This is a genomic window from Enterobacter sp. WP_7_1 (genome assembly GCF_003688535.1).
Taxonomy (GTDB): Bacteria; Pseudomonadota; Gammaproteobacteria; order Enterobacterales; family Enterobacteriaceae; genus Enterobacter; species Enterobacter asburiae.
In genome coordinates this window covers 1,342,662-1,355,247 of the sequence record NZ_REFK01000001.1, presented here as the reverse complement: position 1 = coordinate 1,355,247, position 12,586 = coordinate 1,342,662, and the positions used below count along the sequence as shown (strand labels likewise).

Here is a 12,586-nt window from a genome sequence, read left to right as displayed (position 1 = left end):
TATCCCTGGGAAAAAACACCCATTATTTTCAGTCTTACTTTGCGCAACACTGCGCGTTTTTTATTAACTCAAATCGGGTAATTTTGCGGCAGCGTTTTTCTCTATTCCAATAAGCGGCATTAAATTATCAACCGCGGAAGCATAATTAATTGCCGAACTCCAGCCGTCATACTCAGCGATTATTTTCGCTGAGGTGGCCTGCCAGACATCCTGCTCAACGCTGAGCAGATCGTTAATGCTCCGCTTGCTCAGAGTGTATTCATTTTTATAAACATCCCGGGCGCGCAGCGCATTTTCCAGCTGCTGCTTTCCTGCCTCCATTCTTCCCCGTGCGCCGGTCCAGTCAGCCTGCGCGACGGAGGCTTTTTGCAGGACATCGAAACGTGCCTGATCGACCTGAGAGGAGGCCATGGCCCGTGCGCCTTCCGCCTGCCGAACGCGAGCTGAAACCGCGCCCCCCTGATACAGCGGTGCGTCGATATTGAGCTGTATCTGGTCGTCCCAGTATGAACGGTTGTCCGATTCGTAACGGGTGCGCCCCCCTTTCAGGCTTAACGTCGGCCAGTGCTGGGACTTCGCCGTTTCTACGCCATACTGGGCCGAACGTTCCATGTTCTGCGCGGCCATCACCGCCGGTATTAACGAATAATCAATACGATTGAGCGAATCTGGCTCAACCGCGAGGTTCGCAGGCACCGGGGAATACGCTTCTGCCTGCATCCCGGTTAATACCGCAAGCCTGGCGCGCGCGCTGTTTAAGGCGGCGGTATACTGCGCGACCGTCGCCTGCATGCCGGCAATACGCGTGCGGGTCTGAAGCTCATCGGAGGTGGAACTCACGCCCGCGTCTGCGCGCAGCTTTGCCAGCTGCTCGACGTTCCTGAGCGCCTGCACGTTATCTATTGCCGCCTGCAGCAGATCGGAATAGCGTTTGACCTCCACATAGCTCAGCGCCGTTTTTTCCGCCACGTCCGAAAGCGTGCCCATCAGCTGGTAGCGGTAGCTATCACGCTGGGCGGAAGACTGGCTGATGCTGTTATTGGTCTTGCCAAAATCGTACAGCAGCTGTGTCAGGCTCAGCCCCCAGGCGGCTGAATTCTTCAGCGACCCGCTGGAATCGGTGGTCTGGCTGTGGCCTGTACTCCCGTTCAACGATATTTGCGGCATCCAGCCGCTGCGCGCTTCATCTATTTGTGCCTGGCCAATACCTAATTGCGCGGCCTGCTGACTAATTGACGGATCGCGATCGATAGCAAAAAGAATACTTTCTTTTAAGGTTGTGGTTGCCACCGGGGCAATACCCACCTGATTACTACTGGCGTACGCCGTATTTATGGCTAATGAAATGAATGCCAGTGCTGCTGTAAATCGGCGTAACATAGGCTTTCGTAATATCGTCATGTTATCTCCCTGACTCTGAGTGATACTCAAGCAAATACCCAAAAAGAGGTACAGATAATTAGACAAATATCTTATTTAGCTACCGTGCTGGATTTTAGGTAATAATTCCCATGCCCATTTCCATTGGAGATGAGATCTGCCTGCGTCTTATTTCAATTAAGAATTTACTTATTTCTTAAACTGGTTAGCAGCATAACAAAATGTGGTATAGCCCACTACAGCCACAATGTTAATGTGGTGTTACAAGCAAGAAAAAATATGGGGTTTCTGGACAAAACTCTTAAAGTATCCTTTCAGATGAAACATATAAAGCCTCTGTTATCTAAGGAAAATTCTTAATTCTTTCTATGCACATTTTTGCGTTAATTTCAGAGCGGGTCAGACACAAAGATTTTCAAAGAAGTGTCAATTTACGTAGCTTAAGGGGTATATTTAAAATTAAATGCCTTTAAAAAACTAATTAAAGCAATTAAATGCTGCATAGTTTTTATTAAACAGCATTTAAACCTACTCAATGGCGATATACTGGTTACATAACCCAAATCGTTAAATAAAACATAACAATAACATTGTGATTAACATTGAAAACGGCTTGATTATACCTGCTTAATAAAATTTTAATAATCACCTATCTGAATCATCACGCCGCTGCACATCGTGCATGACCACAATCCCCTTCTCTCTGCGTCAAAATGCTGTATTATGCAAACTATTGCGACATTTTGCAGGAATGTACTCCCATGCACAAAACCGCTCGTCAACGCTACGTCCTGGATATCCTCAGCGAGCAAGGCCAGGCCAGCATCACCGACCTGGCCGAAAAGCTGCAGGTTTCAGCGGATACCATCCGTCGAGATCTGACCGACCTGGAAAACCAGGGCCTTGCGCAGAAGAACCACGGCGGAGCCATCGCGCTTAACCTCTCCGCCATGAACCGTCAGGGCCGCAATACGCTGCTGCCGGAGACCAAACAGCGCCTGGGTAAACAGGTCGCACAGCAGGTTCCACCGGGCTCCACCCTGTTTCTGGATGCCGGAAGCACGGTGATGGCCGTCGCCACCTTTCTTCAGGGGCCGCTCACCGTTATTACCCCCTCGCTGGATATCGCACAGCATTTTAGCGACCGGGAAGACGTTGAACTGATCCTGCTCGGCGGGAAATGGGACCACAAGCAGCGACTGTTTGCCGGCAGCGCCACGCTGTCTTTGCTGTCCCGTTATCGGGCAGATATCGCCATTCTTGGGGCGTGCGCCATTCATGCCGAACTCGGTTTGAGCGCCGGTAAAGAAGCGGATGCCGAGGTAAAACGCGCGATGCTCGACGCAAGCCACGCGCACTGGATTGTCGCCGACCACCTGAAAATTAACCGCTGCGAGCCGTATCTGGTTTCCGGGTTATCCAGCATTCAACAACTCTTTTTAGATCGTCCCTGGCCTGAGCTTGGGGACCATAGCGCACTGCAGGTTACGGTATGCGCGAATTAACGTGGAGAAGGTCATGAGTAAAGTTCAAACAATCAACATTGCGCTGATCGGGTATGGATTTGTCGGTAAAACCTTCCATGCCCCGCTGATCCAGTCGGTGGACGGGATTAAGCTGGCCGTGGTCTCTTCTCGTGATGAAGAGAAAGTTAAACGCGATCTGCCGGACGTACAGGTGGTGGCGACACCGGAAGAGGCTATTCAGCATCCTGATATCGATCTGGTGGTGATTGCCTCCCCCAACGCCACGCACGCCCCGCTGGCGACGCTGGCCCTGAACTCGGGTAAGCACGTGGTCGTGGATAAGCCTTTTACCCTCGACATGCAGGAAGCCCGCGACCTGATTGCGCTGGCGGATGAAAAGCAGCTGCTGCTCTCCGTCTTCCACAACCGCCGCTGGGACAGCGATTTCCTCGGCATTAAGCAGATTATCGAGCAAGGCACGCTCGGCAAGGTTAAACACCTGGAATCGCACATTGACCGCTTCCGCCCGGAAGTGCGCGTGCGCTGGCGCGAGCAGAACGTCCCCGGGAGCGGTCTGTGGTTTGACCTGGGTCCTCACCTGATTGACCAGACGCTACAGCTCTTTGGCCTGCCGGAGTCGGTTCAGGGGAATATCGCGACGCTGCGCGACGGCGCAGAAATTAACGACTGGGCGCACGTGGTTTTAAACTACCCGGAGCATAAGGTCATTCTGCACGCCAGCATGCTGGTTGCTGGCGGTACGGCACGCTTTACCGTCCACGGGGACAAGGGCAGCGTGGTGAAAGCCAGAATCGACCAGCAGGAAGCACAGCTGCTCGCAGGGGTGATCCCGGGCAGTGAAACCTGGGGCGAAGACGGCGACAGCATGGTGTTCTTTGGGGCCGACGGCGCACCGCAGACTATCCCTACCCCGAAAGGCGATCAGCGCCAGTATTACGTCAACGTACGCGATGCGCTGCTCGGGAAAATCACCAACCCTGTCCACCCTGTTGAGGCACTGGCGGTCATGGCCGTTCTGGAAGCGGCGGTGAAGTCGTCGGAGACGGGGTCAAGGCAGGCGCTGGCGTTAACTGCCGAAGAGCGTGCGCTGCTGGGTTAAAAAACAAGCCGGGTGGCGCTGCGCTTACCCGGCAAGAGTTAAAGACTACTGACGCTTTTTCGGCATCATGCGCAGAAGAGTATTATCTTTCCAGAAATAGTGATGCATCAGCGCCGCCACCGCGTGCAGGCCAATCACAAAATAGCCCAGGTTCGCCAGCGTCTCGTGCCATTCTTTCAGCACATCAACCAGGTCAAAATTTGACTCCGCCGCATGCGGCATCACCATGCCAAACGCAAACCAGTCGCTGCCCCGGTTATACATCATCACAATGCCAATCAGCGGCAGCGCAATAAACAGCAGATACACCACAAGGTGCCCCAGATGGGACATCCCCGTCACCATCGCTTTTGGCTTTGGCTGAATCGGCGGCGCGCGGAATTTCAGGCGAACCAGCAGACGCGTCACCATCAGCACCAGGATACTGATACCGCACGAGACGTGGATCATATTGATTACTGGACGCGCGGTGCGCGGGAAGAAACCTTTGAACTCCATGGCGCAGTAGGCGACGATGATTAACAGAAACACCAGCCAGTGGATGCCGATTTGCAGGCTTGTATATTTAGTGCGCATGTGATTTCCCGATTAAAAACAGTTACCGCGCCAACATAATCCCCTTTCCTTAAAAATTCATTAACTTTTCTGTATGGTTTTTCAAATACTTCCTCCCGCATGAAGCATCTTCAATTGCCGCCCTGCCCGTGATGGTCTAAGCCTGGATGAGTTCAAACTGTCGCATCGACACGTTTACAGGAGAACACCATGAGTAAAATTGGCATTAACGGCTTTGGACGCATTGGGCGCCTTGTACTGCGTCGCCTTCTTGAAACCCAGGACAGCAATACCGTCGTCGCCATCAACGACCTCACCTCACCGAAAGTGCTGGCCTACCTGCTCAGGCATGATTCCAACTACGGTGGCTTCCCGTGGAGCGTCGATTTCACCGAGGATGCGCTGATTGTTGATGGCAAAACCATTGCGGTGTACGCCGAAAAAGAGGCGAAGCACATTCCGTGGAAAGCCGCAGGCGTAGATATCGTCGTGGAGTGCACCGGCTTTTATACCTCTGAAGAGAAATCACGGGCGCACCTGGACGCCGGCGCGAAGAAAGTGCTGATCTCCGCGCCTGCGGGTGAGATGAAAACCATCGTCTACAGCGTGAATGACGACACCATTGACGCCAGTGACACCATTATTTCCGTTGCATCCTGCACCACCAACTGCCTCGCGCCGCTGGCGAAAGCCCTGAACGATGCGTTTGAAATAAAAGTGGGCACCATGACCACCATTCATGCCTATACCGGTACGCAGGCGCTGGTGGATGGCCCGCGCGGGAAAGACCTTCGCGCCTCGCGGGCGGCGGCAGAGAATATCATTCCCCACACCACCGGTGCCGCAAAGGCCATCGGTCTGGTGATCCCGGCGCTCAGCGGCAAGCTCAAGGGCCACGCGCAGCGCGTGCCGGTAAAAACGGGTTCGGTCACCGAGCTAGTGGCGATTCTCGGCAAGAAAGTGACCGTCGAGGAGATCAACGCCGCGCTGAAAAAGGCGACGCAGGGCAATAAATCGTTCGGGTATACCGACGAAGAGATTGTCTCGTCCGATGTGATTGGCTCGCATTACGGTTCGGTGTTTGACGCCACGCAGACGGAGGTGTCAGAAGCGGGAGAGCTGCAGCTGGTGAAGGCGGTAGCGTGGTATGACAATGAGTACGGTTTCGTGACGCAGCTGGTGCGGACGCTGGATAAGTTTGCGGCGCTGTGATTTCCCCCTCACCCTAACCCTCTCCCCAATGGGGCGAGGGAATGGTTCCGTGCTTAGATTATCTTACGCGCCCCCTTCAGGACCGGATCCTGCTGCAGCTGTTTCCACGCGGCAATCACCCCCTCAGGAAAGTTAACGTGCGTGATAAAATCCCGCCCGGCCGGGCCATAGCCGTTAACGTCATCATACAAACGCGGCAGCTCCCCCAAAACCAGTGACAGGTAGCGGTCAACGGGCCAGAGTCCGCTATTGCCCGCGCTAAACTCCACGCCCTCTTTGCCATTGTGCAGCGCTGGCGTAAACCCAGGATGGCTTATCCACTGCGGTGACGCGGGTTCATCCTGACAAACGCGGGCAAACGTCGCCATCGTACGGCGCTGCATCGTCGGGTCCTGCACCACCAGCACCCGCCCGGTCGCGCGCTGATGCTGTTTCAGCATATTCCAGCTAAAACGCGCGTTCTCACCGCAGTTGGTGGAGCGATCCTCAATCCACAGGCGCGCATCGGGGATCTGCCAGAACTCCCGCGCAATGTCGGCAAGAATGCTCGCTTCGGCCCGCCCTTCGACCTGTAAGGTGTGATAACGCGGATGACTGCCGATAGCTGAATATAAAAACGCGGTTGAATGGCCAATACCGCCGCTAATCAGGAGAGGGATTTTTCTCTGCGCGGCAATACGGCAGGCTGCCTCAATGGTCGGGATCACCGCGTTCCCTGCCAGGATGACCGCATCGACGTCCGGGGGCTGGCGGCTGCCGCTCAGGTCATCCTGCGCCAGCCATTCACCGACAGTATTGATGGCCGCCAGCGTGGCATCCGGCAGGATGGGAAAATGGGGCTGAACCATGGTGAACTCCTCATTTGTGTCTCTTCAGGGTAGCGGCTTCTTACCGATAACGCAGAGGCGGGCTCTGAAACCAGACGTTGTTTTATCGCCCAAATTGTCATTTTTCTGAAATAACCAGAAACATCCAAAAACAATCGGGTTGCACCTGCATATTATGCTTTTGGTTTTCCAACATACAAAACATCCTGTTGCACATGCTCTCTGCAAAAGCACCCAACGCTGCTTATTTCACCGTGATCTGACCAGTTTCATCCCCCGTTAGCTTGCCAAATACAACATCCAACCCTAAGTTGCTTAACAATTTTACAACCTTTTTCATCATCACAGGTTGCACCTGAAGCGCGCCAGGTGACACCTCATACATCATCAACGTGGCGGGGTTTCAGGTCATGACAGAACATGAAAGTACGACGACGGTATTACGAAAAAATAAGAAGGTGTTAATCGCCAGCCTTACCGGGAGCGCCATTGAATGGTTTGACTATTTTCTCTACGGCACGGCGGCCGCGCTGGTCTTCAATAAGATCTTTTTCCCGATGGTCGATCCGGTTATCGGGCTCATCCTCTCTTATCTCTCTTTCTCATTAACCTTTTTCATTCGCCCCATTGGCGGGGTACTTTTCGCCCATATCGGCGACCGCATCGGCCGTAAAAAAACCCTCGTTCTTACCCTCTCTTTGATGGGAGGTGCAACCGTCATGATCGGTCTGCTGCCCACGTATGAGATGATTGGCCTGTGGGCGCCCGCTCTGCTGATCCTGATGCGTATCATTCAGGGGATGGGCATTGGCGGTGAATGGGGCGGCGCGCTGCTGCTGGCCTACGAATACGCGCCCGAAAAACGTAAAGGCTTCTTCGGCAGTATTCCGCAGGCTGGCGTCACCATCGGCATGCTGATGGCGACCTTTATCGTCTCGCTGATGACCCTGTTCAGCGAGGAGGACTTCCTCTCCTGGGGCTGGCGCATCCCGTTCCTGCTGAGTTCGGTTCTGGTGTTGCTCGGCCTGTGGATCCGTAAGGACATCGACGAGACGCCTGATTTCAAGAAGGTAAAACAATCGGGCCAGGTGGCGAAAGCGCCTCTGCGCGATACCCTGAAACACCACTGGCGCGAAGTATTGATTGCCGCCGGTCTGAAGGTGGTAGAAACCGCACCGTTCTACATCTTCTCGACGTTTGTCGTGAGCTATGCCACCACGACGCTGACGTATCAAAAGTCTCAGGCGCTGGAAGCCGTGACGCTGGGAGCCCTGGTGGCCACGGTTATGATCCCATTAATGGGGCTACTCTCGGATAAAATTGGCCGTCAACGCATGTATGCCGCGAGCGTCATCATCCTGGGTTTGTTTATCGTGCCGTGGTTTATGCTGCTCAATACCGGTACAACCTGGGGCATTGTGCTCGCGACGGTCATCGCCTTTGGCGTGCTGTGGGCACCGGTAACGGCGGTACTCGGCACGCTGTGCTCTGAAATTTTTAGTGCAAACGTACGCTACACCGGCATTACGCTCGGTTATCAGCTGGGTGCCGCGCTGGCAGGCGGTACCGCGCCGCTGATTGCCACCGGACTGCTGGCAAAATATGACGGCGACTGGGTTCCGGTGGCCTGGTATCTTGCCGTCACGGTAGCCATTTCCCTAATCGCGATTTTCTGCGCCAGCCGCGTTAAGCGAGCGTCACTCCTGCAGGCACAGCCCGAACATCTCTGATCGTTGTCGGCCCGACTTTCGGGCCGCTCTTTTTCCTTAAACTTCCCTTCTACATTTGATTAACATGCGTAAATCATATTCACTTGAATTATCATTTGCGGCAGACGTAGAATCGCTAGCCCGCTAATTATTCAATTATTTCTAAGGTAAACGACGTTATGCGCCTGCCCGAACGCGACCCTTATGCTCCTCGCGAGTGGCAGCCACATGAGAAACCCGCCCTGCTGGGTTCGCCTTCCACACCCGAGCACACTACGCCAAAACGCATTGCCTACGGCGTCGTTGGCCTGCTGGTGTGCCTGACGGGGGCGCTGGGAAATGCGGTGGTGACCGCCAACCTGCAAAATCTGCAGGGGACCTTCGGGGCCTGGTCGACTGAAATCGCCTGGCTGCCCGCGGTCTACGTCATGACCAACATCTCTATCAACCTGCTGCTGGTCAAGTTCCGCCAGCAGTACGGTCTGCGCGCCTTCACGGAAGGTTTTCTGGTGCTGTACGTGCTGGTGACCTTTTTCCACCTGTTCGTTAACGATCTCAGCTCGGCGCTGATGGTGCGCGCCGCGCACGGGATGGTGGCCGCCGCGCTCAGCTCGCTGGGGATTTACTATCAGATCCAGGCCTGGCCTGCGAAGCACCGCCTGAAGGCGCTCACCATCGGGATTACCGGGTCCTCGCTCGCTATCCCTCTGGCCCGCCTGTTTTCGACCGAACTGCTGCAGCTGGACGAGTGGCGCGGGCTCTATTTCTTCGAGCTGGGGCTGGCGCTGATCTCTCTGGCCTGCGTGATAGCCTTAAAACTGCCGCCGGGCGATCGGCGTAAGGTCTTTGAGAAGAAAGACTTCATCACCTTCTTTTTAATGGCCCCCGGCATGGCCCTGCTCTGCGCCGTGCTCTCGTTGGGCCGCCTTGACTGGTGGTTCGAGGCGCCGTGGATCGGCTGGTCGCTGGCGCTATCGCTGGTGCTGATTGTGGCTGCCATCGTCTTTGAACATAACCGCGCCAACCCGCTGCTGAACACCCGCTGGCTGTCGAGCGGCAGCATCGTCCGTCTGGGGCTGATCATGCTGCTGATCCGCATCGTGCTGGCAGAGCAAAACACCGGCGTCATCGGCTGGCTGCAGTACGTGGGGTTACAGAATGAGCAGATGACCCACCTGGCGTGGTCCATTTTCGCCGGGATCGTCTGCGGGATTGTCACCAGCTGCCTCACGATTAAGCCGACCAAACTGGCGTGGCCGATTATCACCTCTCTGGCGCTGATGATTGTTGCCTCGCTGCTGGACAGCCAGTCCAACAACCTGACCCGGCCGGATCAGCTGATGCTAAGCCAGTTTCTGCTGGGTTTCGGCAGCGCCTTCTTCCTGGCACCCGCCATGCTGGCCGCCATTGGCGGGGTGATTGCAGATCCGCGTAACCTGGTCAGCTTCTCGGTGATGTTCGGCATGAGTCAGAACCTCGGCGGCCTGCTGGGCTCCGCGATCCTCGGAACCTTCCAGACCTGGCGCGAGAAGTACCACTCCAGCCTGCTGGCGGACCAGCTCACCACGCTCAATCCGCTGGTCAACGAGCGTATCCAGATTTACACCCAGATGTACCGAAGCCTGATTGGCGACAGTTCGCTGCTGGGAACGCAGGCGATAACGCAGCTGCAAACGGTGACGACGCTTGAGGCGAATATTCTGGCCTACAACGATACTTACCTGCTGACGGCGGGCATCGCTGCCGCCACGCTGGTCTGGATTTTATGGCGCTTGCTGCGCCTGCGCATTACTGCCCGTATGGCGCTTAAGAACGCCACCGGCAATAAATAATTGAAATATTTCTGGAGAGTTTATGAGTCAGCAGGATGCCGCTAAAGAGCAGGCCAACACCCGCAAAAATGTGCGCATTGTTTCCGTTTTCACCGCCGCCGCCATCGGTATTGTCGGCGTGCTGGTGATCCTTTATGCGTGGCAGCTGCCGCCGTTCACCCGCCACGCGCAGTTTACCGACAACGCCTACGTGCGCGGTCAGACGACGTTCATCAGACCCCAGGTGAATGGCTATATCACCGAGGTGAAGGTTCAGGACTTTGTACAGGTTAAAAAAGGCGACCTGCTGCTGCAGATTGATGACCGTATCTATCGTCAGCGCGTGCATCAGGCCGAGGCGCAGCTGGCGATGAAAATTGCCGCGCTCAATAACAACCTGCAGCAGCGTAAAAGCGCCGAAGCGACGATCGCCAAAAACGACGCGGCGCTGAAAAATGCCCGCGCCCAGAGCCTGAAAACCCAGGCGGATTTAAAGCGCGTGAAGGATTTGACGGCTGACGGATCGCTTTCCATTCGCGAGCGCGACGCGGCGCTGGCCAGCGCGGCCCAGGGCAGCGCCGATATCGAGCAGGCCAAAGCCTCGCTTGAGATGTCGCGTCAGGATCTGCAGACGGTAATTGTGAACCGCGGCGCGCTGGAGGCGGATGTCGAAAATGCGAAAGCGGCGCTGGAGCTGGCGCAAATTGACCTGCAAAACACCCGAATTACCGCCCCGCGCGACGGCCAGCTCGGCCAGATTGCCGTGCGTCTCGGGGCGTACGTAACCGCAGGGACCCATCTCACCACCCTCGTCCCACCTCAGCACTGGGTCATTGCCAATATTAAAGAGACCCAGCTCGCGGAGCTGCGCGTTGGTCAGCCTGTCAAATTCACCGTCGATGCGCTGAACAACAAAGCGTATCAGGGCCGCGTGGAGAGCATTTCGCCGGCAACCGGGGTTGAATTCAGCGCCATCACGCCGGACAACGCCACCGGCAACTTTGTCAAAATCGCCCAGCGTATTCCGGTGCGCATCGAGGTGCTCGGCAAGCCTGAGGAGTCCGCCCTGCTGCGTCCAGGCATGTCGGTGCAGGTGACCATTGATACGCGGGAGGGCAAACAATGACCCTTCGCCCGATTGCCGGCCTGGTGCTGGCGGTGACGCTGGCCGGATGCCAGTCCGTTGACGTAAAACCGGCGCAGCCGACGCTGCACATCCCCACCCAGTGGCGTGCTGACGCCGGCCCTGCCAGCCCGGCAGAGCAGCTCTGGTGGCGCAATTTTCACGACAACAACCTCAACCGCTATGTGGATCGGGCGCTAAAGAACAACAGCGACGTGCTGATCGCCCGCGAACGAATTAACGAGTATCAGGCGCGGGTCTTTGCGGCCGACGGCAGCCTGTTTCCGTCGCTTGACGCGGGCGTAACGGGGACGCGCGCCCGTTCGCAATCTGCCGCGACCGGGCTGCCAGTCTACGGCACGCTGTACAGAGGTAGCCTGACGGCGAGCTATGACGTTGATATCTGGGGCGTCAACCGCAGCACGGCCAATGCCGCTGAAGCCTCGCTGGAGGCGCAAAAAGCCGCCGCCGCCGCCGCGGATTTGACCGTCGCGTCTTCCGTTGCATCCGGGTATGTCACCCTGCTCTCGCTTGACGAACAGCTGCGCGTGACCGAATCCACGCTGAAATCACGCGAAGAGGCATTTAACCTCGCGAAACGTCAGTTTGAGACGGGCTACAGCTCGCGTCTGGAGCTGATGCAGTCGGATTCCGAACTCCGCTCAACGCGGGCGCAGGTTCCCGTGCTGCAGCATCAGATTGCACAGCAGGAGAACGCCCTCAGCCTGCTGCTGGGAAGCAATCCCGGCGCGGTAGCGCGCAGCGAAAGCTTTGAGGCGCTGACGCCGCTGACGCTGCCGTCACAGCTGCCTTCTACGCTCCTGAACCGTCGGCCGGATATCGTTCAGGCCGAACGACAGCTGGTTGCGGCAGACGCCTCGCTTGCCGCGTCGCGCGCCAGCCTGCTGCCGTCGATCAACCTGACAGCGACAGGATCGATACAGGATCGCACCCTGTCCGGCCTGCTGGACAACCCGCTTCAGCTCTGGAGTGTCGGGGGCAGTATTCTCGCCCCGCTGCTGAACCGCCAGGCGCTGAATGCGCAGGTGGATATTTCCCAGTCCCAGCGTAACCAGGCGCTGTACGCCTATGAAAAAACCGTGCGTAACGCGTTTGCCGAAGTGAACAACAGCCTTGATGCTATTACGCGCTATCAGGAACAGCTGACGGAGCTGCTTGCCCAGCAGGATGTGGCGCAGGAGACGCTGCGCATTGCGCAGAACCGCAATCGCAACGGCTACTCCTCCTATCTGGACGTGTTGGACGCGCAGCGCACGCTGTACTCGGTGCAGACCAGCGTGGTGCAGGTGAAAAATAATCTGCTGCTGGCGCAGATCGATTTGTACAGGGCGCTGGGCGGCGGCTGGAAGAATGCATGAACCG

The 12,586-nt window shown here is 56.3% G+C and carries 10 protein-coding genes; 7 read left to right on the top strand and 3 right to left on the bottom strand.

The features are described from left to right. Positions 1–63 precede the first annotated feature (63 nt). Positions 64–1,401 (bottom strand): TolC family outer membrane protein, encoded by a 1,338-nt coding sequence (locus tag BJ885_RS06735; RefSeq protein WP_121931467.1) that lies wholly within the window; start codon positions 1,399–1,401, stop codon positions 64–66. A 740-nt stretch (positions 1,402–2,141) separates the two neighbouring features. Between BJ885_RS06735 and BJ885_RS06730 the strand changes: the two genes are divergently transcribed. Further along, positions 2,142–2,885 (top strand): DeoR/GlpR family DNA-binding transcription regulator, encoded by a 744-nt coding sequence (locus tag BJ885_RS06730; RefSeq protein WP_047061832.1) that lies wholly within the window; start codon positions 2,142–2,144, stop codon positions 2,883–2,885. Positions 2,886–2,898: 13 nt separating this feature from the next. Continuing rightward, entirely contained in the window at positions 2,899–3,966 is a 1,068-nt protein-coding gene (locus BJ885_RS06725; RefSeq protein WP_121931466.1) for an oxidoreductase, read from the top strand. A 45-nt stretch (positions 3,967–4,011) separates the two neighbouring features. Here the strand turns inward: BJ885_RS06725 and cybB are convergent, their stop codons facing one another. Next, positions 4,012–4,542 (bottom strand): cytochrome b561, encoded by a 531-nt coding sequence (gene cybB, locus BJ885_RS06720; protein ID WP_029740555.1) that lies wholly within the window; start codon positions 4,540–4,542, stop codon positions 4,012–4,014. 189 nt (positions 4,543–4,731) lie between these two features. On the opposite strand from cybB, the gene gap reads away from it, so the two are divergent. After that, on the top strand, positions 4,732–5,733 hold the full coding sequence (gap, locus tag BJ885_RS06715; protein ID WP_029740556.1) for a type I glyceraldehyde-3-phosphate dehydrogenase: 1,002 nt from the start codon (positions 4,732–4,734) through the stop codon (positions 5,731–5,733). Between the two features lie 53 nt (positions 5,734–5,786). Here the strand turns inward: gap and BJ885_RS06710 are convergent, their stop codons facing one another. Next, complete coding sequence (locus BJ885_RS06710) at positions 5,787–6,581, bottom strand: YdcF family protein (RefSeq protein ID WP_121931465.1); 795 nt, start codon at positions 6,579–6,581, stop codon at positions 5,787–5,789. A 389-nt stretch (positions 6,582–6,970) separates the two neighbouring features. Here BJ885_RS06710 and BJ885_RS06705 point away from each other — a divergent pair, with 389 nt between their 5' ends. The 4 genes from BJ885_RS06705 (at position 6,971) to BJ885_RS06690 (ending at position 12,582) form a co-directional block, all read left to right on the top strand. Then, on the top strand, positions 6,971–8,290 hold the full coding sequence (locus tag BJ885_RS06705; protein ID WP_059347814.1) for an MFS transporter: 1,320 nt from the start codon (positions 6,971–6,973) through the stop codon (positions 8,288–8,290). A 158-nt stretch (positions 8,291–8,448) separates the two neighbouring features. Beyond that, positions 8,449–10,101, top strand: coding sequence for an MFS transporter (locus tag BJ885_RS06700; protein ID WP_121931464.1), 1,653 nt, complete (start codon positions 8,449–8,451; stop codon positions 10,099–10,101). Between the two features lie 22 nt (positions 10,102–10,123). Then, positions 10,124–11,206, top strand: a complete 1,083-nt coding sequence (locus tag BJ885_RS06695) for an HlyD family secretion protein (protein ID WP_121931463.1) — start codon at positions 10,124–10,126, stop codon at positions 11,204–11,206. After that, positions 11,203–12,582, top strand: a complete 1,380-nt coding sequence (locus BJ885_RS06690) for an efflux transporter outer membrane subunit (protein ID WP_121931462.1) — start codon at positions 11,203–11,205, stop codon at positions 12,580–12,582. Before BJ885_RS06695 ends, BJ885_RS06690 begins: the two co-directional genes overlap by 4 nt. Positions 12,583–12,586 lie beyond the last annotated feature (4 nt).